Here is a 24,197-nt window from a genome sequence, read left to right as displayed (position 1 = left end):
CCGATAGCAAAGCCATCGGTTCCAGGCGTCGATCAGTTCCACAGACCCATCGTCCCGGCCGGCGGTCGATCGAGCGAACCGTTGACTACGGCGTCGCCTCACGGCTCCGCACACCGCACCAGAAACCACCTCCTACGAATTCTGATCTGGGCAAACGCTCAACGGAGCCATGGAAACTGGTACTGAACTTGTCGTTCAACGTTCGGTGTCGAACGCAGCTCGAACTTGGGAACTCGAGGAATGATCTGGCCGGATAGTGTCCGTAGACGTATTGGTGTCCCCTCGTCAGGCTGAAAGGGCTTCTTCAGTTTTTCCGCTTCTCTATCTGGGAGACCGTATGCGCCGTATGAAGATGGCTGCTGGCCTTGGCACCGCAACTCTGACGGCTGGCATGCTCCTCGGGCTGCCGGCGACGAGCGCGCAGGCCGTCGCGTACCCCACCACCCCGGGGATCCATGTCCCTTACGGGGCCACCTACACCTCGGGCACGGCCACCTGGTACAACCGGTCGGTCACTCTGGTCGGTCAGCACCGAGCCATCAGCTCCAGTGGATGCCGGGCGACCTGGATGTACACCTATGACGCCGCTGGAACGCAACTGGGCAGCGGCGGCACGGGCGTCATCTGCAACCAGACGGCCAACTTCACTCTTAACGTTTCCGCCGACGTTCCGGGCGGGGCTGCCAAAATCACGGTCTGTCTGGATGACGGCAACTACGTCGACCTGGCTTGCAAAAGCTACTTCAGGCCCTGACCGTGATCCGGCGGCATGCTGCGACCTGAAATCGGTTCCGAAGGGAATGCCTTTACCGAGGGCTGGAGCAGGCACTTATACGGGGTTGCTACCGAACTTGAATGGGTGATGTCGGGCCGTTTGCCTGGCGGCCGCAGGCTGGTGCCGGAAGCTCTGAGGTGTGAGGTATGCGCAAGGTGGCAGACCGTGGAGCGTTCGAGGGCGAGCAGAAGAACGGGGAGATCGCTGCTGCGCTGCGGGTGAGCGAGCGACCGGTGGAGCGGTGGCGCATGGCCTGGCGCGAGCAGGGCGATGACGGGGTGCTGCCGAAGGGTTCGCCAGGTCGACCGCAACTCAGCGAAGCCCAGATCGTCAGGCTGGTAGGGGGGTTGGCGCGCGGCTCGCTGGCACACGGCTGGGCCGATCAGCGGTGGACCCTCGCCCGGATCAAGTCGTTGATCGGTCGGCTGCTTCACGTCTCGTACTCCGTGGAGGGCACCTGGCGGTTACTGAAGCGGCACGCCTGGTCCTGGCAGCAGCCCGCCCGAAGGGCGATGGAGCGCGACGACGAGGCGGTCGAGGCATGGAGGAAGGAGATCTGGCCGCGGGTAAGAGCATCGCGGCGGAACGCGGCGCCTGGGTGATCTTCGAGGACGAAGCCGGGCAGTCGATGAATCCGCCGCGTGCCAGACCTGGTGCCGGATTGGCCAGACCCTCGTCGTCCGAGTGCGAGTCGGCGGCCCGATTCCGCTGGTTCGGGACAACGTCCGCCTCCACCTGACCGCCGGAATGCGGGAGTTCATCGCCGCGAGCGCCGAGTGGCTCACCGTGTTCCAGCTGCCGACCTACGCCCCGGCCCCGCAACCCGCAGGAGGCATCTGGTCGCTGGTCAAGCGCGACCTCGGCAACCTCGCCGCCGCCGACCTCGGCCGAATCACCCGGGCCGTGAAACATCGGCTTAGGGCCTGGCCGACGGATCTTGTCGGTCGCCTGTGTGCAGGGTGGGGCAGTTGGGCGAAATCAAGGTGCGGTGGGCAGGGTGATGTCGGCAGGATGCCCGGCGTGACTGAGCTGCCGAGCAATGCCGTTCCAGCCCCTGCCGTCCTTGATGCTTTCGGTGTGAAGGGGGCGGCTGTCGCGCTGGTCGGTGGGCAGGGCCGAAGCGTTCTCATCGGCGGGTTTGTATTCAAGCCTGCTGAGGGCCCTGACAACGAGGTCGAGTGGGCGGCTTCTGTGTTCGAGGAGCTGGCGTCATGCAGAGGCTTTCGCGTTCCGCTGCCGCTGCGGGCCGCCGACGGGCGAAGCGTCGTGGACGGCTGGACTGCCAGTGAGTTCCTGACCGGTCAGCCTGGTCCGCATGGGCACTGGACCGGTGTGCTCAGCCGGCCGCGCCTTCCACGCCGCTCTGCGAGAGTTGCCGCGGCCCGACTTCCTTGACCGGCAGGTGCATCCCTGGGCAGTGGCCGACCGAGTCGCGTGGGGCGAGCAGGCCATCGACGTAATCGACGACCTCGCCACACCGTTCTCGACCCTGCTGGAGCTGAGGCGCCCGGTGAAGCAGGACGCAGCTCAACTCATCCACGGCGATCTCACGGGCAATGTGCTGTTCGCTGCACATCAAGCGCCGGCTGTGATCGACTTTTCCCCCTACTGGCGGCCCCCGATATTCGCCGAGGCCATCGTGGTTGCAGACGGCCTGCTGTGGTTCGACCTCCCGTCGGACCTGTTGACGGCCGGCAGCGGTCACCCTGACTGGCTGCAAATGCTGGTCCGTGCACTGATCTTCAGACTCGTCGCGCACAGCGAGAACGCAGGACCACTGGGGCAGGCCCAGTTGGGCGAGCCGGATCGCTATGTAAGAGCAGCCGACATTGTGGTGCGGAAGCTGGCGACGTTTTAGAACCCGTCCGAACGGCGGAACATGGGCGGCCCCAGAGTCTGATCGAGGCAAGGGTGACGGTGCCTTGGAAGATGGAGGCGCGCTTGTCGAGCGGTCCTCAGCAGGCCAGACCCCCTCGGCGCCCGCCAGAGAGGGGCGGTACCTTTCCGCCATGTGTATCTCGACAGGTGAGGCCGCGTTCTCCGGCACGATCCTGTACTGCGGGCGCCAGCACCACCGCGTGCACGGCCTCGTCCACGTGCTGGGCTACCAAAACACAGTCGTCAACCTGGCGGACGGCCCGAACGCCATGCTGCTGCACCTACCCACCAGGCAGCTCACACCCCGGCACTTCCTCTCCGCCGGGCGCGACGGCGACATCCTGCACCGCATGGTCGCCGCCGTGGAAGGCGTCGCCGCCGCAGCCGACGGCATTGCGTGGATGAGCGCGAAACCGCAGCCCGTCCAGGTCTTCGAACACGACGTCTACACGGTGCTCTTGGCAGACGACCCCACCGCGGTCCCCGCCGCGCTGTGGCAGGTGCCGCCGCACCGGCGCCCCGATCTCGACCCGGACCTCCTGCACTTCTACGCCGACCACTTCCCCGACCACACCATCGCCGTGTGCTGCTTCGACAACGCCGACGCGCAACGCGCCAAGCCCTTGCTGCTGTGGTACACACCCCTCGACGCCGACCGGCTGACCGTGCCAGCCCTGGACTGCCACACCGGTAAGGCGCCGGACCTCGACGCCACCGTGCCCGTGGACCACTGGGTCCTGTTCTCCACCGATCAAGCCCCCTCCGACTGGGGCGCACCCGTCGTGTACCCCGGGGACATGCGCCACCGCCTGCGCGCGTTTCTCCCCACCGCCGTCGTCGGCCAGCACTACGGCCGCGGGCAGACCCTGCCCAACGGCGACTTCACTATCAGTCACCGCGACCTGCTCACCGGCGACCTCGACCGCATCGAGCGCGTGCAACCGACCCGCTGCTGAAAGATCAGGACGGGCGGGAGTTGGCACGTCAATCGAACCCGACATCACCCAATCAAGTTCAGTAGGGCAGAGCCCCAGCTAGGTCTGTGGCGAACGCGGCTCGAACGTGATCAGCGTTTTCCCAGTTCGGCCGATGTCAGGGCGGCCTTCGACTGATCCTGTGCTCCGACGAAGGAGCGCACGCGACCGTGACGAAGGCCGAGAGGACGATTCCACTGCACGAGGATGTCCGTCGGGAGCCGTTCGCGAAGGCGTCCCACCTTCCGGTCATCCGGGCCGCGTTCCTGGACCGGATCAGGTCGGCGTACGACGCGCGTCCCGAGTTGCTGAGCCTGCTCTCCGACCGGCAGTTCGCCCTGGAGATCGGCGCGGCCCAGGACGACTGACGGACGGTGATCGCCGAGGCGGTGCGCCAGGGGGGTGCCGACCCCGGGGTTCGCCGCCGCGCTCTCGTACTACGACGGGCTGCGGGCCGGGCGGCCGCCCGCCGCGCTGACCCAGGGCCGGCGGGACTTCTTCGGCGCGCACACCTACCGGCGAACGGACCGGGCTCTTCGCCCGGGTGGCCCTCCCGGGGTGCGGGCGGGGCTTCGGCGTGGGTTAGTAGCAGACGAGTGCCGCTGTCGTCCCGTACCGCCGACGCCACCACCCACTGGAGTGCGCGCATGCCCGACGCCGTCCCGGACCCGGTCGCGGTCCAGCCCGTCGTAGCCCCGCTGACCAGCGCCGCGCTGATTCTGGTCGGCACGATCGAACCGGGCGGCGAGGGTGCCGTACGCGACATGCTGCCGGATCTCCCGCCGGTGGCCCGGTCGCTCGGCTTCCGTTTCCCGGATGCCGAACTGGCCTGTGTGATGGGATTCGGCTCCGAAGCGTGGGACCGGCTGTTCGCGGGCCCGCGGCCCGCGCAACTGCATCCCTTCCGCGAGCTGCGGGGGCCCCGGCACCATGCGCCGGCCACTGAGGGTGACGTCATCTTCCATATCCGGGCCGAGCGGATGGACGTCTGCTACGAGTGGGCGGCGCAGTTGCTCGACCGGCTCGGCGGGGCGGTGCGGATCGTCGACGAGACGCAGGGATTCCGCTACTTCGACCATCGCGATCTGCTCGGCTTCGTGGACGGCACCGAGAATCCGGTCGGTGACGACGCGCGCTCCGCGGCCATGGTCGGCGACAGCGATCCGGAGTTCGCGGGAGGCAGCTACATCGTCGTGCAGAAGTACCTGCACGATCTGGACTCCTGGAACTCGCTGACCACGGAGCAGCAGGAAATGGTCATCGGGCGGACGAAGTTCACCGACATCGAGCTGTCCGACGACGTCAAGCCCGCCGACTCCCATGTCGCCCTGAACACCATCACGGACCCGGACGGGACCGAACACGACATCCTGCGTGCCAACATGCCGTTCGGCAGCTTCGGACAGGGCGAGTTCGGGACGTACTTCATTGCGTACGCGGCCGATCCCGGCATCACCGAGCAGATGCTCCGCAATATGTTCCTCGGCAAGCCGCCCGCCACGCACGACCGCATCCTCGACTTCTCGACCGCGGTCACCGGCTCCAACTTCTACGCCCCAGGCGCCGACTTCTTCGACGCCCCGCCGCCCCCGCCCGCCCGCGCAGGGACCGAGGCCCTCACGGAACCGGCGTCCGCGCCGGTCCCGCAGGCCACGGACCCGGCGGTGGTGCCGGACGAGGGCTCGCTGCGAATCGGCAGCCTGCAAGAAAGCACCCCGCGATGAACAACCTCCACCGCGAACTCGCCCCCGTCACGGAAGCCGCCTGGGAACAGATCGAGGAGGAGGCCCGGCGCACCTTCAGCCGTCATGTGGCCGGCCGCCGGGTCGTCGATGTCACCGGCCCCGACGGTCCGACGCTGGCCGCCGTCGGCGACGGTCATCTGCGCGACATCGACCCGCCCGCTCCCGACGTGCTGGCCAGGGCCCGTACCTCGATGCCGGTCGTGGAGTGGCGGGTGCCGTTCACCGTGACCCGCTCGGCGGTCGACGACGTCGAGCGCGGCTCCGACGACAGCGACTGGCAGCCGGTCAAGGACGCCGCGCGCACCTGCGCGTTCGCCGAGGACATGGCCGTCATCGACGGGTACCAGGCGGCCGGGATCACTGGTCTGCGTACCGGTTCCTCGCACGCCCCGCAGCCGCTGCCGGCCGATGCGCGGGACTATCCGGCGGCGGTGAGCCAGGCCCTGACCCGGCTGCGGCTCGCGGGTGTCGACGGGCCGTACCGGCTGCTGCTCGGAGCGGACGCCTTCACCGAGGCGACGGAGACCTCGGACCACGGGTATCCGGTCGCGACGCATCTGGGCCGGCTGCTCGACGACCAGATCCTGTGGGCGCCCGCCGTGACCGGCGGGGTGCTGCTGTCCACCCGTGGCGGCGACTTCGAACTGTGCCTGGCCCAGGACCTGTCGATCGGTTACGAGCACCACGACGCGACCAGCATCCACCTCTACTTCCACCAGGCGTTCACGTTCAGGATGCTGACGCCGGAGGCCGTGGTTTCCCTCATCGCGTGAGGACCACGGCCGCCGGGAGTTCTAGGCGCGCGGTGCGACGGTCCAGCTGAGCCGGTCCGTGGCCAGGTCCCGGACCGCGGGGTCGCGCACCGCGTCCGTACGGTCGACCAGGGTCGCGGTCACACGGTGGCCGCGACCGTCCTTCTTTACGCCGAGCGCGGCAGGGGTGACGGTGGTCCGGCCCCGTGCCGCGGCCTTCTCCACGCCGTCGACGTACCAGCGCAGTTCGGGCCGGGCGATCGTGCCGAGCTCGGCCACACCCACGGTGATCCGCTGTGTGGTGCCGACGGCGGGGTCCGTGCCGACGGTGCTGCTCAGGGCGTTGCCCGCGCGGTAGAAGCCCGCGATCATCGCCTCGCGCCCCGGCAGGTTGAACTCGGTGCTGCTCAGTTCGCGCATGAGCGAGGTGGCGGTCGGCCGGAAGATGCCGTACGGGTAGTAGGAACTCCCCTCGTACGTACCGACCGTGCCACCCGTCGGATCGGGGCGGCCCAGCCAGCGGTACCACTTCGCCTGCTTGGCGGTGAGCTGCGCCGGTGTGTAGGTGGTGGAGTTGATCCCGGCCGGTTCGCCGCCGGTCCAGGTGCCGTAGGCGTCGTAGGTGTACTCGTCGTCGAGCAGCCCGACGGAGTGGCCGATCTCGTGTACGGCGATCATGCCGGACGAGGCGTGGTCGGAGGAGAGGGTGGAGACGCCGTTAAAGGGGTACCCCTCGTCCGTCAGAGCGGAGTAGCCCGCACCGCCGTACTTGGTCGAGTTGGAGACGACGACCACGAGGTCGGCGGCCGGGGCCTTGGCGGCGTAGGAGGCGACCTTGTCGATGTCCGCGCAGATCAGCCGTTCGATGCCCTCGCACCAGAAGTAGCTCCCGAGCGCGGTGTCCTTGACCTTGTCGGCGGTCGGATCGCCGCTGATTCCGGACTCGTTGGACACGGCGTCCACGGTCCAGACGTTGAAGAGCCCCTGGTAGCTCTTGTACGGCTCGATGGCGGTGACGTCGGCCCACTTGGCGGCGGCGTCCGCGTGGAAGTCGCCCTGCCGGCCTGCCGTGTAGCCGTCTCCGACGATCACTATGTCGAGGCGGTCGTCGGTGCTCCCGGTCACCGCGAGCTCTCCCGCCGTGCCGTCGACGGCGGCCTCGGCCGCGGAGAGGGGTGCGGTGGTACGCCTGCCCTGACCGCTCTTCTCGCTCTGTCCGCGGCCGTTCGCGGGGACCTGTACGGCGTGGCCCTCGCCGCCGGGCTCGGGGAAGAACTCGGCTCTGAGCCGGTCCTGTTCGTCACCGACCGCCGGGGCCGCGCGGTCGGCCGGGGTGTCCGCGATGGCGGGGGCGGCCGTGACGGCAGCCGTGGCGAGCAGTCCGGCCAGGGCGATTCCCGCCATGGATGCTGTGGTTCGGCGCGTGCCGAGGCGTATTCGCATGTACAACTCCTTGAAGTCCCTGCGGTGTTCCGCGAACGAGTGAGCACGGGATACAGAAGGCGCCCGGCACTTAACGTGCGAGTTAAACTGAATTAATGTGCCGCTTAACCTAGGGGTCGCGGCGACACGGAACAAGACCCGGGAGCAAGGGGGTTGACCCCCTGGACGGGCGCCCTCACTCCGGGCGGCACGCAGAGCAGGGCGGAAAGGGTGACGCAGTGGGCGAGAAGCACGCGGCGGGGCAGGGACCTGTGCGCAAGCAGCCGGACGATCCCGGCGCCATCGGCCGCCGGGTCCAACGTCTGCGAGCCGAACAGGGCTTGACGCAGCGGCAGTTGGCGGAGCCCTCGTACACACCCGCTTACATCTCCACCCTGGAGGCCGGCCGGGTCCGGCCTTCGGAGGCCGCCGTCCGTCATCTCGCCGAGCGTCTCGGCGTCTCGTACGAGGAGCTCGCCACCGGGCGCCCCGCACACCTCGCCACCGGACTTCGGATGAGGCTCGTCGAGGCCCAGCGCACCCTGGCCACCGGAGCCGCCGAGGACGCGGCCGAGGAGTTCACGGAACTGCTGGGCGAGGCAGGGCGGCTGGGGATCGGCTCGGCGCGCGCCACAGCGCTGCTGGGGCTCGGTCAGTGCGCTCTGGAGACCGGGGATCTGCCCGCTGCCCGCCGGCACTTCGAGGCTGCCGAGAAGTCGCTCGCCGACGCCCCGCTCCCGCAGCGCGCCCCGGCCGTCAGGGGCCGGGCGGTTGCCCATCTGCTGGCGGGTGAACTCCGCTACGCCTGCTATCTGCTGGAGAGCGCCATCGACGAGCTCAACCACTCCGGCCTCCAGGACCCCGGCGCGCTCCTGCTGCTCTACACGGCGGCCATCGCGCCGTACATGGACATGGGCGCCCACGCCCGCGCCGCGCAGGCGGGCGAACTGGCGCTGGCCCTGGCCCCCCGGGTCTCCGATCCGGAACTGGTCGCGGGGCTCCACCGCGGGGTCGCCAGGACGCTCATCGCGGCGGGCCGTATCGCGGAGGCCGACGCCTCGCTGGCCAAGGCCGCCGAGATCTACCAACAGCTCCAGATCCGCACCGAGATGGCGCACTGCCACTGGATGCGCGGTTACGTACGCGCACAGGACGGCGACCTGAACGGCGCCGAGAGCGAACTGCGCGCCGCCCGCGACATGCTGGCCTCCAAGCGCGCCGCGCTCTACACCGCACAGGTCGAGGTGGAACTGGCCGATGTGCTGCGCAGGCAGGGCAGAGCACGGGACGCCGAGGAGCTGCTGCAACGCCTGATCGGCGAACTCCACCCGGACCGGGGGTCGGTCCACGCGGCAGGGGCGCACCGGCTCCTCGGTCTGATCTGCGAGGAGAACGGCGCACTCGAAACCGCCGAGGAGCACTACGTCAACGCGCTCGCACTGCTGGAGCGGGCGGGCGCGGCAGGCGATCTCGCGGACATCTGCCGCCTCCTGGGCGACCTCCTGCGCAGAACGGGGCGTACGGAAGCGGCACTTGACGCCTATCGCACGGGACTCGGCCACCGTGCTTCACCGGGAAGCACCACGCTGGGCCCCGCGCCCGTACGCCCGCAGCAGCCGCACACCCCGGCGCCCCACGGCACGCCCTGACGTGCCGGTGCAGGGGAGCACACTGCGCGAGATTCTCGCGTTCGACGACAGCGGGACGCTGCGGCTCCTGCTCGCCCCCGCCGGTCAGGACGTCACCGTCCGGGGCGTGGTGTTCGGCGACGAGGAGGACGCGCAGGCGGCCGAGGCGTGTGCCGTGCTCGCGGTCGGGCCGCCGGTTTCCTCGGCCGGGGCCGTGGCGCCGGTGCGCGAGGCGGCGCGGCGCGGGGCCTGCGCCGTGGTGCTGCGCGAGACGGAGGGCGCTTCGCCTTCGCCCGAAGTCCTGGCGGCTGCCGAGGAGTCGGGGCTCGCCCTGCTGGTCCGGGCGGCGTGGGCGGACTGGACCGGCACGGCGGCGCTGCTGCGCTCCGCGCTCGCGTACGCGGGGACGGGCACGGGGCGTGCCGAGGAGTCGCCCGGGGAGCCCGATGCCTCCGCGGGCGGTCTGAGCGCGCTCGCCTCGGCCATCGCCGAGTACACGGGCGGCGCGATCACCATCGAGGACACCCGGTTCCGGGTGCTGGCCCATTCCGCCACCCGGCCCGAGGCCGACGGGGTACGCCGCTCCACGATTCTGGGCGGCCGGGTCCCCGAGTGGCGGGTGGCCGAGCTGCGCCGCAGCGGGATCCTGCACGTGCTATGGACGTCACGGGACGTCATCCACCGCCCCGCTCAGGGCGACAGCCCCGAACGCCTGATCATCGCCGTCCGCAGCGGGCCGGAGGTGCTCGGCTCGATCTGGGTGGCCGCCGACGGCCGCAGCCTCTCCCCGCAGGCGCCGGACGCCCTGCGCCGGGCGGCCGAGGTCGCGGCTCCGCACCTTGTCAGGCACCGGCTGCACGAGAGCGCGGCCGTGCGCCGTCGCGACCACGCCCTGCGCGGGCTGCTGTACGGCCGGGGGGATCAGCGGACGCACGCCTGGTCGTTGGGTCTCTCCGCCGACGCCCCGTGCGCGGTGCTGGTCGTCGAGCGGGCCGGTGGCGCCCGGCCGTCCGCCGATCGCACGCTGGACGTGCTGGCGCTCCAGGCCGCCTCGTACCGCTCCACTGTGCTGGTGCTCCGCGAGCGGGAACGCCTGCTGATCCTGCTGCCGGTCGGCAGCGCCCGGGACCGGGACGTCGCCCGCATGACCAGGGAACTCGACGCCCTCGCGGCTTCGCTGCCCGGAGGTGTCCCCGTCCGGGTCGGGGCGGGCTCCGTCGCCGCCTCCGCCCTCACCGCCGCCGCGTCGTACGAGGAGGCGGCCCTCGTCGTACGCGTGCTGCGCGCGCGGGAGAGCCGCGGCCGGGCGGAGGGCGAGCCGCGCTGCGCGACGGCCGCCGATGTCGGCCCCTCGCTCGATGTCCTGCGGGTCCTGGACGCCGTACGCCCCTTGTGGGAGGCGGGCGGCGGGCCGGTGCACGATCTCGTACGGGCCGATCTGGCAGCCGGCGGCGAGCTCGTGCGCTCGCTGGCCGCCTACCTCGACCTGTCCGGCGATGTCACCCGGGCGGCCCAGCGGCTCGCCCTGCACCCGAACACACTGCGTTACCGGCTGAGGCGCGCGAGGGAGCGTTTCGGTGTGGACATCGACGACCCCGACACCCGGCTGCTCCTCACGCTGGCCGTCCGCCTCACGGCGCAGTTTTGAGCGGTTCGATACGATTTAGTACGGCAGTTGCCCGTACGGCCAAGGTTCGGCAGGAGTCTTGGCCTGCTCGACAAAGACCTGTGGGGCCGCCATCAACGACTCTCGCGGTATGACGCAGACGACTCCCACGACCCCTGTGACCTCGGCCGGTTCCGACCGGTTCGCCGGTGCCGTCCGCCAGGCCGTGACGGACGGCCTGCTGGGGGAACAGCAACCCGTCGCCGGTTTCATCGACACCGAGGGGGTACGCAAATCCGTGGCCGCGCTGCGGAACGCGTTCCCCGCCACGCCCGGCACACTCCACACCTTCGCCGCGAAGGCCGCATCCCTCGTGCCCGTTCTGCGGCTGCTCGCCGACTGCGGCATGGGGTGCGAGGTGGCGAGCCCGGGCGAACTGCGGATCGCGCTCGACGCGGGATTCGCCCCGGCGGACATCGTCCTCGACTCCCCCGCCAAGACGCGCGAAGAGATCGGGCTGGCGCTCGCCCTCGGGGTGGCCGTGAACGCCGACAGCTTCGACGAACTGCGCCGGATCGACGAACTGCGCACCCCGGACTCGGTCTCCGTCCTCGGACTGCGGGTCAATCCGCAGGTGGGAGGCGGCTCCATCGGAGCGATGAGCACCGCGACGGCGATGTCGAAGTTCGGTGTCGCCCTGCGCGACGAGGGTAATCGCGAAGCGGTCGTACGAGCCTTCACAGGCCGGCCGTGGCTGACCCGTCTGCACGCCCATGTCGGCTCCCAGGGCTGCCCGTTGGAGCTCATCGCACGGGGCATCGCAAAGACGTACGAGCTCGCCGAGGAGATCAACGCTTCGCTGCGCACCCAGCAGATCACCAGCATCGACATCGGCGGCGGACTGCCGGTCAATTTCACCGACGACACGGTCCGTCCCTCGTACGCCGATTACGTGGCCGCTCTGCGGGAAGCGGCGCCCGGCCTCTTCGACGGCCGGTATGCGCTGGTCACCGAGTTCGGCCGGTCCCTGCTCGCCAAGAACGGCTTCATCGGGGCCCTCGTGGAGTACACGAAGGACGCGGGCGGACGCAGGATCGCCCTCACCCACGCGGGGGCACAGACCGCCACGCGTACGGTCCTCATGCCCGACGCCTGGCCCCTGCGCATCGGCGCGTTCGACTCCCAGGGACTCCCCCGCACCGGACCGCTCCTCGTCCAGGACATCGCGGGACCGTGCTGCTTCGCCGGCGACGTCGTGGCGCACGGACGGGAACTGCCCGAGCTGAGGGAGGGCGACTTCGTCGTCCTCTACGACACAGGGGCGTACTACTTCTCCACCCCGTGGGCGTACAACAGCCTGCCCAGGCCCGCCGTGTACGGCTTCAGCCGGGGGCCGGACGGCGAAGGGGTGCGCTTCGCTCCGGTGCGCGACGCGCAGTCGCTGGACTCGATCGCGGCGGAGAGCGGTCTGGTGCATGCCGATGCGCTGATCCGGCTCGCTCCAGGAGCGCCGCATATTTAGTAGCCATGTACATAGTAGCCATGTACTCTATTTTCATGAGCAGCACCGACGGCACGAGCCGGCCACCCGCGGGCCCCACGCCGGGATTCCTCGTCTGGCGGCTTTCGATGAAGTGGCGCGTCGGTGTGGACCGCACCCTGGCACCGCTGGGGCTGACCCATGCGCAGTACTCGCTGCTGGGATCCCTGCTCGACCTTCAACGGGACGGCACACGGCCCAGTCAGCGCCGACTCGCGGACCACACGGGTCTCGAAGCGCTCTACGTCTCGAAGCTGGCCCGGACGCTGGAGGCCGCCGGTCTCCTGGAGCGCACTCCGGACCCGGCCGACACCCGTGCGGTCCAGCTGGCCCTCACCGAGCAAGGGCGCGCACTCGCCTCACGCGCGGTCGTGCTCGTGCAGCAGCTCATGGACCGGCTCCTGGAGCCGCTGGGCGGACTGGACGGGACGGACACCGCGGCCTTCGCCCGCAATCTGACTTCGCTGCTCGACGTACCCCTGCACACTCCATCGACGGACACGACGAACCAGGAGTAGCCATGCCCGCCACATCGACTGTCAACGGCCAGATCATCGGCCAGGCGCACTACGCCACCCGGGCCGTACTCGAACAGCTGCTGGCCGCATCGGGGACCACCTTCCACCAGTGCGTGGCGCTCAACGCGACCGCGGACAGGGACGGCACGGCCGAGCGCGCCGGGCTGATCGAGCGGATGACGAGCACGCTCAAGATCGACCCGGCAGAGGCTGACGCCACCCTCACGGAACTGACCACCGCCGGACTGCTCGCGGAAGTGCCCGGCGAGAGGACCCGCCTCGCACTCACCGAGCCGGGCCGCGAACGCCAGGCGGGCATCCGGACCGGGACCGACGCCATCACCGCACGTCTGTACGCCGGTCTGCCCGCGGAGGAGCTGGCGACAGCGGGCCGTGTGCTCACCGCGGTGACGGCCCGGGCGAATGCCGTGCTCGCCGCCCCTGACGCCCTCTGACCGACCGAGTCCGTGGCTCAGCCGGCCGGCTGCGGCGAAGGCTCGGGTTCGGGCACCGGGTCCGGACTGGGCGAGGGCGGCTGCGGGATCGGGTCCGGAGCCGGACCAGGCGGCACGGGACCGGGCGGCACGGGACTCGGGCCCGGCGGTGCGGGCGGCGGCCCCGGCAGCGGCCCCGGCGGGCCCGGCACGGGGTTGGGTGTCGGCGGGGGCGGCAGCGGGTCGGGGTAGGGATGGGTCATCTCGGTCCTCCAGCCTCCGAAGTCGTCGGGTGGAACTCAGCTCCACCGTCTCCCGGAGCGGCTGCCCGCGCCTGCCGAGCGCACACGCCCGAACCGGCGTTCGTCAGAACATCTCGGGGTGCGACCTGAGCTGCCGCTCCGCCTCCCGCACCAGCTCGGCCGGCGCCTCGGGGGCCTCGTCGGGGTGACGCAGCGCCCACTTCGCCGCGTACGGGCAGAGCGGCACGACCGGCACGCCCTCACGAGCCGCCATGGTGTAGAACTCCCGCACGAGCGCTCCCGCGATGCCCTTGCCCTCGTGCTCCGCCTCGACCACCGTGTGCACCGCGACGAGGGCGCCGGGAGCCGGGTCCATCACGAAGTACGCGATGGCCCCGGCGGCCTTGCCGCCCTCGTACGCCACGAGATTGCCGTGGTCCCGGTCGTCACGGATGTCGAGTGCGGCGTTCCCTGCCATGGCGGCTGCTCCCTCATGCGTTCGGGTCCGACCCGTACGGGTCAGGGCTGTGCGGGTACGGCGTGCGGGCTGCGCTCCGTACGGCTGCCCGGAACCGGCGCCGAGGCATCCGCGCCGAGCGCGACGATGCCGTTGTCCGCGTCGACATGCACGATGCGCGGGACCAGCGAGCGGGCCTCGGCGTCGTCGACCTGGGCGTAGCTGATCAGGATGACCAGGTCGCCGGGGTGGACGAGGTGGGCGGCGGCACCGTTGATACCGATGACACCGGAGCCGCGCTCACCCTCGATGACGTACGTCTCCAGGCGGGCGCCGTTGTCGATGTCCACGATATGCACGAGCTCACCGGGCAGCAGGTCGGCGGCTTCCATCAACGCGGCGTCGACCGTCACGGACCCGACATAATGCAGGTCTGCCTGGGTGACGGTGGCACGGTGGATCTTCGACTTGAACATGGTACGAAGCATCGGAAAACTCCCGGAATGTCTGCTCCCTGCCTGCTTTCTGCAGGTCAAGGGCAGTTTTCACTCTACACGGGCACGCATCGGACTCGAAGACTCCGAGGACATTGCATCGACTCGTCGTTGCAATGTCGACGACCGGTCAGTCCCGGTCCGCACGGATCATGTCTGCGCACTTCTCCCCGATCATCATCGTGGTGATGCAGGGGTTGACTGCAGGCAGGAACGGCATCACGGACGCATCGGCCACCCGCAGTCCCCGCACCCCCTTCACGCGCAGTCGCGGATCGAGGACGGCCTCCGCGTCGTCGGTGGCACCCATCCGTACCGTGCCCGCCGGATGGTAGACCGTGTTGTGGGTCCTGCGGATGTAGTCGAGCAGCTCCGCGTCGGTCACGGCGTCGGGTCCCGGCGCCAGTTCCCGGCCGGCCCAGGAAGCCATCGGCGCCCGGGAGACGATGTCCCTGGCGAGCCGCAGTCCGTAGGTCATCACCCGTACGTCGTGCTCGTCGGTGAAGTAGCGCGGGTCGACCCGCGGCTTGTCACGGAAGTCACGGGTGCGCAGCCGGACCGTGCCCATGGAACGGGCGCGGGTGACATTGGGAGTGAGGCAGAAGGCGTTCTCGGAGGTCGGGTACCCGCGCCGATAGGTGTTCATGTCGAAGGGCACGGACCCGTAGTGGAACATCAGGTCCGGGCGGTCGAGGCCGGATTCGGTGTCGGCGAAGATGCCGATCTCCCACCACTGCGTGGACGTGGTGACCATGGGCTGCCGCGCCTCCCACATGATCACGCCCTCGGGGTGGTCCTGAAGGTGGGCACCGACCGCCGGTGAGTCGACGCGGACGTCGACACCGGTCTCGCGCAGATGGTCCGCCGGGCCGATCCCGGACAGCATCAGCAGCTTCGGCGCGTCGATGGAGCCGCAGGACACGACGACTTCGCGTCGCGCGCCGACGGTACGTGTGTGGATGAGGTCGGGCGTCAGGTATTCGACGCCTGTGCACCGCTGTTCGGCGTCGAGAACCAGACGCTTGGCCTGCAGCCCTGTGCGTACGTCGAGGTTGGGACGCTGTCCGAGAATCGGGTGCAGGTAGGAGACGGATGCGGACGAACGCGTCCCGTCGGGGCGGGCGTTGATCTGGAACCAGTGCGCCCCACGAGTGACGGTCGTACCGGTGTTGAACGGCGTGGTGGGAATTCCGGCAGCGGTGCAGGCCTCCAGCAGGGCAGCTCCGCACGGGTCGTTCGGCGGGATCGTGCGGATGGTCACCGGGCCGTTGCGTCCGTGGTGGTCGCCGGGCGCGTCGTTGGTCTCCAGCCGTTGATAGAGCGGGAAGCAGTCCGCGGCGCTCCAGCCCTCGCACCCCAGAGCACCCCATTCGTCGAGGTCCTCGGCCGGCGCCCAGAAGGCGATGCAGGAGTTGTGGGACGAACAGCCGCCGAGGACTTTGGCGCGGGCATGCCTCATGAAGCTGTTGCCGTTGTCCTGCGGCTCCACCGGGTAGTCCCAGTCGTAGCCGGATTCCAGCAGCCCCATCCACCGGTCGAGCCGCAGGATGTTGTCGTCACCGACGTCCGAGGGACCCGCCTCCAGTACGCAGACGGTGACGGACGGGTCCTCGGACAGCCGGGCGGCGACGACCGCCCCGGCCGTACCGCCGCCGACCACCACATAGTCGAAGACGTCCTGCGATTGGCTCTCAGCCGGCATCTGTGACTCCAGGAATCATGGGGTGTGGGACTGCGGCTAGCCGCGCGGCGCTTCGTGCACCTCGGCGCGGTGGCTCTCGAGAACGCCGGTCTTGTGCCGCTGCACGAACCAGTAGTAGGCGAAACCGCCGAGCCCGACGATGCCGATGAAGATGAACGCGCCCCAACGCAGATACCAGTGCTGCGCTCCCGTCGCGTTGTAGACCTCGGCGCGCGGCCAGGCGAGGTTGAGCGACATGGCCGCTCCCCACAGCACGGCGACGATGTTGACCGGCAACCCGAACCGGCCGAGCGAGAAGTTGCCTTCCACGGGCTGCCAGGTGCCTCGCAGCCGGCGGATCAGCATGGGGGCCGTGACCATCAGATAGGCCAGATAGATCATGATGACCGCGATGCTCGTGATCACCGAGAAGATCTGCGGCTGGTTGATGTTGATCACCAGGATGACGACGCCCACCACACCGATCACGACGGCAGGCACCACAGGGGTCTGGAAGCGGGGGCTGACCCGGGCCAGAATCGAGCCCGCAGGAAGGTTGTTGTCGCGTGCCATCGCGAACATCAGCCGGATGCCGGCCGCCTGCACAGCCAGCACGCAGACCGTGATCGCGACGACCACGCACCACAGGAAGATCTCACCGACGGTCGAGCCGAGCGTCTCCAGCACCACGTACTGCAAACCACCGGTCGACAACTCCTCCGCGGCCAGATCCGGCACCGACAGCAGCGCGAAGAGCAGGATCAGTCCGCCGATGAGGAACGACGCGATGAGCGCCCGCAGGATCGCGCGGGGCGCGTTGCGGCCCGGATTGTGCGACTCCTCGCCGAGCGAAGACGCGGTGTCGAAGCCGTACATCACGTACGCCGACGCGAGCGACGCAGTGAGGAACGCGCCGAAGTACCCGAGGGTCCGGCCGTCGCCGAGCCCGTACGTCTCCGTCAGGGCGGTGCTGGGGCCGCGGGTGATGTGCGCCGCCAGAAAGATGATCAGGGCGACCGCGGCGATCAGCTCGATGAACACACCTGCGGAGTTGATCCGGGCCATGAGCTGGACACCGAAGGCGTTGACCAGGGTGGAGAAGAGGATCAGTACCGTGCCGAGGAGAACTGCGTTGGCCGCCGCGTCGTTCTTGCCCGTGCCGTCGCCCACGAACTGGAACCAGCTGTCGATCTGCGGCAGCGTGATCTGGTAGGCGAGCGCCACGGCCGAGAGCGTGACCATGGTGGCGGTCATCATCATCCAGCCGCCGAGCCAGCCGATGTGCCGGCCGCCCATGCTCTTGGCCCAGTTGTAGATCGAGCCGGCCACCGGGTAGCGGGCGGCGAGCTCGCAGAAGCACAGGGCGACCATCAGCTGGCCGGTGAAGACCATGGGCCAGGACCACCAGTAGGCCGGGCCGCCGAAGCTCACGCCGAAGTAGAACAACTGGAAGGTGCCGGTCAGGATCGAGATGTAGCTGATGCCCGCGGCGAAGGTGTGGAAGTTGCCCAGGGTTCGCTTGAGTTCGGGCTTGTAGCCGAGCTCGGCGAGTGAGTCGTCATCATGGGTGCCGTCGGCCCGGGTGCCGGGGCGCGGGGTGCTCGTCGGGTCGGGGCTTGTCGGGTCGGAAGTGCTCACTCGAACCACCTTTGCGGCCGGGCTGCGGTATTGCGCCAGATGTGCTTTGCCTCTTGGTACTCCGCGAGACCGGCCGGGCCGAGCTCACGGCCGACACCGGACTGCTTCATTCCGCCCCACTCGGCCTGCGGCACATACGGATGGAAGTCGTTGATCCATACGGTCCCGGCGCGAAGGCCGTCGGCCACCCGGTGGGCGCGCTCGCCGTCCTGCGTCCAGACGGCCCCGGCCAGGCCGTACACGGTGTCGTTGGCCAGGGTGATGGCCTCGGCCTCGTCCCGGAACCGCTCGACGGTCAGGACCGGGCCGAACGATTCGTCCCGCACCACCGTCATGTCCGGCGTGCACTCGTCGAGCACGGTCGGCAGGTAGTAGAAGCCGCTCTGCAGCGCCGGGTCGTCAGGGCGGGCACCGCCGCAGCGCAGTACGGCGCCCTCGGCCAGGCCCGCGGCCACGTACGCCTCGACCTTGGCACGATGCGCGGCCGAGATCAGCGGCCCGCTGCGGGCGTCCTCGTCGAAGGGTCCACCGAGCCGGATGCCCCGGGCGCGCCGTACCAGCTCGTCGACGAACGCGTCGTGCAGCTCGTCCTGCACGAGCAGCCGCGCACCGGCCGAACAGACCTGCCCGGCATGCAGGAACACTGCCATCAGCGCGTAGTCGACCGCGGTGTCGAACTCGGCGTCGGCGAACACGATATTGGGATTCTTGCCGCCCAGTTCGAGCGCGATCTTCTTCACGGTGGGCGCGGCCGCCGCCATGATGAGCCGTCCGGTGACCAGTCCGCCGGTGAAGGAGACCATGTCCACGCGCGCGTCCGAGCTCAGCGGCGCGCCCGCGGTGGCCCCGGCCCCGAGCACCAGATTCGCGACACCGGGCGGCAGTCCGGCCTCGGTGAGCGCCTTCATCAGGAGGATCGCGGTGTGCGGCGTCAGTTCACTGGGTTTGAGTACGAAGGTGTTGCCCGCGGCGAGCGCGGGGGCCACCTTCCATGCGGTCTGCAGCAGCGGGTAGTTCCACGGCGTGATCAGCGAGCAGACGCCCACCGGTTCGTGGACCACTCTGCTGTCGATCCCGCGGTCACCCGTGTCGACGATGCGGTCGGTGCCGCCGGAGGCGACCAGGTTCCCGAAGTAGCGGAAACAGTTCGCGATGTCGTCCATGTCGTACTCGCTCTCCACGAGCCGCTTCCCTGTGTCCAGGGTCTCGGCTCTGGCGAACGCGTCCTTGTCCCGTTCCACTAGGCCGGCGACACGCAGCAGCAGCCGGCCGCGCTCGGCGGCCGACGTGCGCGGCCACGGCCCCCGGTCGAAGGCCTCGCGCGCCGCGGCCACTGCCGCGGCTGCGTCCTGCGGCCCCGCCTCGTCGATGGTGGCGACCAGGGCACCGTCCGCAGGGCACCGGATCTCACGTGTTCCGCCCTCGATCGCGGCGCTCCATCGGCCACCGATGAACAGCTCAGGCATGGCGTCCCTCCTGGCCCGCACGAGGAAGAGGAAGGCAACGCAGCCTAACGTGACGAGCTCGCCACCCACAGTAAGCACTCGACGGCGCACTCGCGCGGCGAGCCATGCCGTACCGCTGGCCCGGCCGAGGGGCGAGGGTCGGTGTCCGGTGTCACTCTGAGGCCGAACCAGGACACACGAAAGGAACGAACATGATCACCACTGACTTCGTCTCCGGCTCCCCCTGCTGGGTCGACCTCGGCGCTCCCGACGTCCGTGCCGCCGCAGCCTTCTACGGCGCCGTGCTCGGGTGGGACTACGAGTCCATGGGCGAGGGGGAGGACATGGACGGGGGGATGTTCCGGAAGGACGGAAAGATCGTCGCCGGGCTCGGCAAGCTGACCGAGGAGAACGCCCGTTCGGCCTGGATGATCTACTACAACGTCGCCGACGCGGACGCCACGACCCAGGCCGTCGAGCGCGCGGGCGGCACCGTGCGCGTGGCACCGATGGACCTCGACGAGTGGGGCCGGATGGCGCAGTACAGCGACCCGCTGGGGGGTCAGTTCGCCGTGTGGCAGCCGGGAACGAACAAGGGTGTCGAGCTGGTGGACGAACCCGGCTCGCTGTCCTGGGCGGAGCTGTACACGAGCGATGCTGCCGCCGCCAAGAGCTTCTACGGCGGTGTCCTCGGCTGGACGTTCAGCGAGATGGAGCTGCCGGGCGGCGGGGGCACGTACTCCCTCATCACCCCCGCCGGACTTCCCGAGGAGCGCATGCACGGCGGTCTGATGGAGATGTCCGCCAAGGACCTCGCCCTGGCGAACGGCCGGCCGTACTGGCACCCGGTCTTCGCCGTCGCCGACTGCGACGCCGCGGTCGCCAAGGTCACCGAGAACGGTGGCAGCGTGCAGATGGGGCCCGAGGACGCCGAGGGCGTCGGCCGGCTGGCGGTCTGCCTCGACCCGTCGAACGCGGACTTCGTGGTGCTGACCCCGGTCCAGAGCTGAGCCCGGGGCTGCCGGGCTTCCGCACCTCCCCCGCCCTGCCCGCGGGCCCGACGGGCCTGTCCGTCACACCGCGGGCAGTGCGTACAGCCGCTTCCCGTGCATCACGGCGAGCCGCTTGCCCGCCACCACGACGTACCACTGCTGGATGTCGCCGGTCTTGTCGTTGTACGTCCAGCGCAGCTTCCCGGTCGCCGCGTCGAAGGCGTGTACGCCGCCCTCCTCGTCGAACTCCGTCGCGCCGTACAGGGTGCCGCCCACCTCGGCGAACTGCCATGCCTGCGTCGCCGAATCCAGCAGGTCCTCGTTGTGCCAGATCTGCTTCCCCGTGGCGGGGTTCACCGCCCACAGGCCGCGCACGCTGTCGGACGCGTACAGCACCCCGTCCAGCACCTGCGGGTCCTTGAACAGGCTGAACTCCTCCGTCGCGAGAGACCAGCGTTCCTTGCCCGACGCCGGGTCGAACGCCCTCAGCCGCTGCCCGTCCGCCACGATCACCAGATGCTCGTGGACGGCGAAGCGGCGGTAGTTGGACTTGCCGATCTTTCGCGTCACAGGGCGTCATCAGGCCCGGCCCGCGGCCTTCTGGCTCCTGCGGGACAGCGAGTCGACGACCACGGCGGCCAGCAGGACCGCTCCCGTGATCATGAACTGGATGGCGTTGCTGACGCCCATGATGTTCATGCCGGACTGGATGGACCCGATCACGAGGGCACCGAGCAGCGCGGACCAGACCGAGCCGCGACCGCCGAACAGGCTCGTGCCGCCGATGACGGCCGCCGCGATGACGTTCATCAGCAGGTTGCCGCCGCCCGAGGTCTGGCTCGCGGACTGGATCTGTCCGGCCAGGAAGATGCCGCCGATCCCGGCCATGGTGCCGGCGATCGAGAAGACGGTCATCCGGATCATCGGCACGCTGATACCGGCGCGGCGCGCACCCTCGATGTTGCCGCCGACGGCGAAGATCTGCCGGCCGTAGGTGGTGCGGCGCAGTACGAAGTCGAGGACCACGAGCAGGATCAGGAAGATCAGCAGTGCGAGCGGAAGGCCCTGGTACTGGTTGAGGAGGTACGCGGTGGCGAAGGCGATGGCCGCGAGGACCACCGTACGCAGCACGATCTCGGCGACCGGGCGGAACGGCACCCCGGCGGCCCGGCGGCGGCCGGCGTCCAGCAGGGACGACGCCAGGAACAGCCCGACTCCGGCAGCCGCGGTCACGTAACTGGCCGCCGGGCTGCCGAAGATGGTCGAGTAGACCTTGGCGACGATGCTCTCGCTGGGGATGTTGACCGTGCCGCTGGCGCCCAGGACCTGCAGCATCAGCCCGTTCCAGGCGAGGTTGCCCGCCAGGGTGACCACGAAGGCAGGCACACCGACCCGGGCGAAGAAGAAGCCGTGGATGAGTCCGACGGCCGCTCCGCCCCCGATGGCGAGAAGCAGCGCCAGCCACTCGTTCATGCCGTTCAGGACGTTGAGCACCGCGAAGAGGGCGGCGCAGAGGCCGCTGACGGAGCCGACGGAGAGGTCGATCTCGCCGAGCAGCAGGACGAAGACGATTCCGACGGCGATCATGCCGGTGCCGACGATCTGCTGGCTCAGGTCGGAGAGGTTCTGCGCGGAGAGGAACGTGCTGTTCAGGCTGCCGAACACCGTCCAGATGATGATCACCGCGAGGACGACGGGGATCGAGCCCAGCTCACCGCTGCGCAGCTTGCGCCGGAACTCCCCGAGGTATCCCTTGATGCCCTCCTCGCGGACGAGCAGCCGGGTGTCGACGGCAGGCATGGCATCGCGTGCGGGTTCCTGCGCGGCGGAATCGTCGGGGCCTCTTTCGCGCCTCATCGCTCCTCCTCCCGCTTGCGGGCCTGGCGGCGGGTGACGGCGCTGTCGGTGGCACCGGTGATGGCGGAGATGATCTCCTCGGTGGTGGTGCTGCGCCGGTCGAAGAACCCGTTGTTACGGCCGAGGCGCATGACGGCGATCCGGTCGGCAACCGCCATCACGTCCACCATGTTGTGGCTGATCAGGATCGTCCCGAGGCCGCGTTCGCGGAGCCGCTCGACCAGGTCGAGGACTTCGGCGGTCTGCTCCACCCCCAGGGCGGCCGTGGGTTCGTCCAGGATGACGACCTTCGGTTCGCCGATCAGCGAGCGGGCGATCGCCACCGTCTGGCGCTGGCCGCCGGAGAGGGAGGCGACGGGGATGCGGACGCTGGGGATGCGGATGGAGAGCGTGTCGAGCAGTTCGCGCGCACGCTTGTCCATGCGCACTTCGTCGAGCACACCGAACCGGGTGATCTCGCGGCCGAGGAACAGGTTGGCGACCACGTCGAGGTTGTCGCACAGCGACAGGTCCTGGTAGACGGTGGCGATGCCGAGGTTCTGGGCGTCGTGGGGACGGTTGACGGTGACCCGGCGGCCCTCCCATTCGATGACGCCCTCGTCCGGCGGGTTCACCCCGGCGATGGCCTTGACCGCGGTGGACTTTCCGGCGCCGTTGTCCCCGACGAGCGCGACGACCTCGCCGGGGTGGACGTCCAGGTCGAATCCCGAGAGCGCCTGGACCGCACCGAACCGTTTGGAGATACCCCGCAGTGTGAGCACAGGTGCTTCCGGCAACGGAACCGCCTCCTCCGCGCGCCCGCTCGCGCGGGCTGCCTCGCCCCCGCCTGCATGCGACGTTCACTGCTACTCGAGGCCGGCCTTCTTGCAGGCTTCGGCGTAGGTGGGGGTGCAGATCTCCTTGACCGTGTACAGGCCGTCCTTCACGACCGTCTCCTTGATGTTGTCCTTGTCGACCACGACCGGTGTCAGCAGGTTGGCCGGGACCTTGTCCCCGCTGCCGCTTGTGACGGTGGTGGGTGTCAGGGAGTCGGGGATCTCCTTGCCCTCGGCGAGATTGACGGCCATCGTGGCCGCGATGTCGGCCTCCGGCTTGTACGGCTTCTCGACCGTGATCGTCTGCGTGCCGAGAAGAATCCGCTGGATCGCGTCGAGCTGGGCGTCCTGGCCGGTCAGCGGCACATTGATGCCGGCGGCCTTGAGAGCGGTCGCGATGCCCGCGGCCAGTCCGTCGTTGGCGGAGTAGACGCCGACGATCTTGTCCTTGCCGAGTGCGCTGATGGCACCGGACATCTGCTGGTTGGCGTTGTTCGGGTCCCAGTTCGGGGTGTCGTACTCCTTGCCGATCTTCACCTTGCCGTCGAGGACGGAGTGCGCGCCCGCCTTGAACTCGGCGGCGTTCGGGTCGGTCGGCGAACCGTTGTGCATCACGATCTCGCCGTCCGCGGCCTTGTCACCCAGTGCGTCCAGCAGGGCCTTGCCCTGCAGCTCGCCGACCTTCTTGTTGTCGTACGAGACGTAGGCGTCGACGGGTCCCTGCGCGAGGCGGTCGTACGCCACGACCTTCACACCGGCGTCACGCGCCTTCTGCACGGAGGACTGGATCGACTTGGCGTCCACGGCATCCAGGATGAGCACCTGGTCACCCTTGGCCAGGGCGGTGTTGACCTGCTGCTGCTGGGTGGTGGCGCTCTCCGCCGCGTTGTAGTAGTCGATCTGGGCGTCCGGCGCCAGTTCCTTGATCTTCTGCTCGATGTACGGCCGGTCGAACTTCTCGTACCGCGTGGTCTTGCTCTCCGGCAGCAACAGCCCGATCTTCACCTCGTCCTGTGCCGCGGCGTTCCCGCCCGGTGCGGCCGCCCCGGTGGTCGCTACCGCGCCCAGGGACAGGGCCGCCGCTCCGGCCAGGGCTATCGCGCCCCGCAATGTACGGGTCATGGGAGGCTCCTTTCGTGCGACGCCTCCCCTTCACCGGGACAACGCGGCAACGAGGACGCGCATACGGCCATACGGCCTACATATCGACATTACCGGCAACCCCGGGACCGGCAAGCGGGCCCCGGGCAGCCCGGTCCCCCGATTGCTCCCTCGTGCGAGCGACGCGTCCGTCCCTCGCACGA

21 protein-coding genes and 2 pseudogenes are annotated in these 24,197 nt (G+C 69.5%); 13 read left to right on the top strand and 10 right to left on the bottom strand.

Annotation, left to right across the window (positions count from 1 at the left end; all coding sequences use genetic code 11):
- Positions 1-337 precede the first annotated feature (337 nt).
- From ACWGO0_RS21930 to ACWGO0_RS21900, 7 genes and pseudogenes are all read left to right on the top strand, one after another.
- The gene (locus ACWGO0_RS21930) at positions 338-754 is read left to right on the top strand and encodes a hypothetical protein (RefSeq protein WP_453537397.1); all 417 of its coding nucleotides are present in this window, start codon (positions 338-340) and stop codon (positions 752-754) included.
- 194 nt (positions 755-948) lie between these two features.
- Positions 949-1,741, top strand: a pseudogene (locus tag ACWGO0_RS21925) (winged helix-turn-helix domain-containing protein); the annotation flags it as partial.
- A gap of 349 nt (positions 1,742-2,090) precedes the next feature.
- A complete protein-coding gene (locus ACWGO0_RS21920; RefSeq protein ID WP_453537546.1) occupies positions 2,091-2,633 on the top strand; it encodes a hypothetical protein in 543 nt (180 codons plus the stop codon).
- A 151-nt stretch (positions 2,634-2,784) separates the two neighbouring features.
- On the top strand, positions 2,785-3,609 hold the full coding sequence (locus ACWGO0_RS21915; RefSeq protein WP_453537394.1) for a hypothetical protein: 825 nt from the start codon (positions 2,785-2,787) through the stop codon (positions 3,607-3,609).
- Between the two features lie 266 nt (positions 3,610-3,875).
- A pseudogene (locus tag ACWGO0_RS21910) lies at positions 3,876-4,158 on the top strand (NADP-dependent phosphogluconate dehydrogenase); the annotation flags it as partial.
- Between the two features lie 116 nt (positions 4,159-4,274).
- Positions 4,275-5,351, top strand: coding sequence for a Dyp-type peroxidase (locus tag ACWGO0_RS21905; RefSeq protein WP_453537391.1), 1,077 nt, complete (start codon positions 4,275-4,277; stop codon positions 5,349-5,351).
- The gene (locus tag ACWGO0_RS21900; RefSeq protein ID WP_453537388.1) at positions 5,348-6,145 is read left to right on the top strand and encodes a family 1 encapsulin nanocompartment shell protein; all 798 of its coding nucleotides are present in this window, start codon (positions 5,348-5,350) and stop codon (positions 6,143-6,145) included. The genes ACWGO0_RS21905 and ACWGO0_RS21900 overlap by 4 nt, the downstream gene beginning before the upstream one ends.
- Before the next feature lie 21 nt (positions 6,146-6,166).
- Here ACWGO0_RS21900 and ACWGO0_RS21895 read toward each other — a convergent pair whose 3' ends face one another.
- Positions 6,167-7,567: a M64 family metallopeptidase gene (locus ACWGO0_RS21895; protein WP_453537385.1), complete on the bottom strand. Its 1,401-nt coding sequence runs from the start codon at positions 7,565-7,567 to the stop codon at positions 6,167-6,169.
- Positions 7,568-7,785: 218 nt separating this feature from the next.
- Here ACWGO0_RS21895 and ACWGO0_RS21890 point away from each other — a divergent pair, with 218 nt between their 5' ends.
- The 5 genes from ACWGO0_RS21890 to ACWGO0_RS21870 all read left to right on the top strand — a co-directional run bounded on the left by ACWGO0_RS21890 (position 7,786) and on the right by ACWGO0_RS21870 (position 13,293).
- A complete protein-coding gene (locus tag ACWGO0_RS21890) occupies positions 7,786-9,195 on the top strand; it encodes a helix-turn-helix domain-containing protein (protein WP_453537382.1) in 1,410 nt (469 codons plus the stop codon).
- 7 nt (positions 9,196-9,202) lie between these two features.
- Positions 9,203-10,822: a PucR family transcriptional regulator gene (locus tag ACWGO0_RS21885; RefSeq protein WP_453537380.1), complete on the top strand. Its 1,620-nt coding sequence runs from the start codon at positions 9,203-9,205 to the stop codon at positions 10,820-10,822.
- Between the two features lie 109 nt (positions 10,823-10,931).
- Positions 10,932-12,302, top strand: a complete 1,371-nt coding sequence (locus ACWGO0_RS21880) for a diaminopimelate decarboxylase (protein WP_453537377.1) — start codon at positions 10,932-10,934, stop codon at positions 12,300-12,302.
- A gap of 35 nt (positions 12,303-12,337) precedes the next feature.
- Positions 12,338-12,838 (top strand): MarR family winged helix-turn-helix transcriptional regulator, encoded by a 501-nt coding sequence (locus ACWGO0_RS21875; protein WP_453537374.1) that lies wholly within the window; start codon positions 12,338-12,340, stop codon positions 12,836-12,838.
- Between the two features lie 2 nt (positions 12,839-12,840).
- Entirely contained in the window at positions 12,841-13,293 is a 453-nt protein-coding gene (locus ACWGO0_RS21870; RefSeq protein WP_453537371.1) for a hypothetical protein, read from the top strand.
- 345 nt (positions 13,294-13,638) lie between these two features.
- Here ACWGO0_RS21870 and ACWGO0_RS21865 read toward each other — a convergent pair whose 3' ends face one another.
- From ACWGO0_RS21865 to ACWGO0_RS21845, 5 genes are all read right to left on the bottom strand, one after another.
- Positions 13,639-13,992 carry a GNAT family N-acetyltransferase gene (locus ACWGO0_RS21865; RefSeq protein ID WP_453537368.1) on the bottom strand — a complete coding sequence of 118 codons (354 nt, stop codon included), beginning with the start codon at positions 13,990-13,992 and terminating at the stop codon, positions 13,639-13,641.
- Positions 13,993-14,033: 41 nt separating this feature from the next.
- Positions 14,034-14,459 carry an aspartate 1-decarboxylase gene (panD, locus tag ACWGO0_RS21860; protein ID WP_453537366.1) on the bottom strand — a complete coding sequence of 142 codons (426 nt, stop codon included), beginning with the start codon at positions 14,457-14,459 and terminating at the stop codon, positions 14,034-14,036.
- A gap of 136 nt (positions 14,460-14,595) precedes the next feature.
- Positions 14,596-16,167, bottom strand: coding sequence for a GMC family oxidoreductase (locus ACWGO0_RS21855; protein ID WP_453537364.1), 1,572 nt, complete (start codon positions 16,165-16,167; stop codon positions 14,596-14,598).
- A gap of 36 nt (positions 16,168-16,203) precedes the next feature.
- A complete protein-coding gene (locus ACWGO0_RS21850) occupies positions 16,204-17,793 on the bottom strand; it encodes an APC family permease (protein ID WP_453537361.1) in 1,590 nt (529 codons plus the stop codon).
- The gene (locus ACWGO0_RS21845) at positions 17,781-19,250 is read right to left on the bottom strand and encodes an aldehyde dehydrogenase family protein (RefSeq protein WP_453537358.1); all 1,470 of its coding nucleotides are present in this window, start codon (positions 19,248-19,250) and stop codon (positions 17,781-17,783) included. Before ACWGO0_RS21845 ends, ACWGO0_RS21850 begins: the two co-directional genes overlap by 13 nt.
- Before the next feature lie 191 nt (positions 19,251-19,441).
- Here ACWGO0_RS21845 and ACWGO0_RS21840 point away from each other — a divergent pair, with 191 nt between their 5' ends.
- Positions 19,442-20,239 (top strand): VOC family protein, encoded by a 798-nt coding sequence (locus ACWGO0_RS21840; protein ID WP_453537355.1) that lies wholly within the window; start codon positions 19,442-19,444, stop codon positions 20,237-20,239.
- A 63-nt stretch (positions 20,240-20,302) separates the two neighbouring features.
- Here the strand turns inward: ACWGO0_RS21840 and ACWGO0_RS21835 are convergent, their stop codons facing one another.
- From ACWGO0_RS21835 to ACWGO0_RS21820, 4 genes are all read right to left on the bottom strand, one after another.
- A complete protein-coding gene (locus tag ACWGO0_RS21835; protein WP_453537353.1) occupies positions 20,303-20,791 on the bottom strand; it encodes an outer membrane protein assembly factor BamB family protein in 489 nt (162 codons plus the stop codon).
- Between the two features lie 9 nt (positions 20,792-20,800).
- Complete coding sequence (locus ACWGO0_RS21830; protein ID WP_453537350.1) at positions 20,801-22,078, bottom strand: sugar ABC transporter permease; 1,278 nt, start codon at positions 22,076-22,078, stop codon at positions 20,801-20,803.
- Positions 22,075-22,854 (bottom strand): ATP-binding cassette domain-containing protein, encoded by a 780-nt coding sequence (locus ACWGO0_RS21825; RefSeq protein WP_453537347.1) that lies wholly within the window; start codon positions 22,852-22,854, stop codon positions 22,075-22,077. Before ACWGO0_RS21825 ends, ACWGO0_RS21830 begins: the two co-directional genes overlap by 4 nt.
- A 69-nt stretch (positions 22,855-22,923) precedes the next feature.
- Positions 22,924-24,015, bottom strand: a complete 1,092-nt coding sequence (locus ACWGO0_RS21820) for an ABC transporter substrate-binding protein (protein ID WP_453537344.1) — start codon at positions 24,013-24,015, stop codon at positions 22,924-22,926.
- Positions 24,016-24,197: the final 182 nt, after the last annotated feature.

Source organism: Streptomyces sp. NPDC055749 (assembly GCF_053617235.1).
This window is presented reverse-complemented; position numbering and strand designations above follow the sequence as displayed.